This is a genomic window from Flavobacterium sp. Root186 (assembly GCF_001428525.1).
GTDB lineage: Bacteria > Bacteroidota > Bacteroidia > Flavobacteriales > Flavobacteriaceae > Flavobacterium.
In genome coordinates this window covers 90,734-90,946 of sequence record NZ_LMHW01000003.1, presented here as the reverse complement: position 1 = coordinate 90,946, position 213 = coordinate 90,734, and the positions used below count along the sequence as shown (strand labels likewise).

Genomic DNA, 213 nt, shown 5'->3' with positions numbered 1-213 from the left:
TTTCCATCAGCACCGTTTGTTCCGTCAGTACCTTTTATTCCGTCTAAATATTCGGCAATTGTTTTTCCGTCGTTTCCAGGAAGTTCTTTCCAGATCTCGAATGCCGATTTACCGTCAACTCCGTTTTCTCCTTTAAGACCCGCAACATATTCGTTCATRTCTTTYCCGTCGTTTCCAGGAAGCTCTTTCCAGATTTCGAATGCTGATTTTCCA

At 42.7% G+C, this 213-nt stretch carries 1 pseudogene; it reads right to left on the bottom strand.

The features are described from left to right. Positions 1–213: pseudogene (locus tag ASD98_RS24550) on the bottom strand (hypothetical protein); the annotation flags it as partial.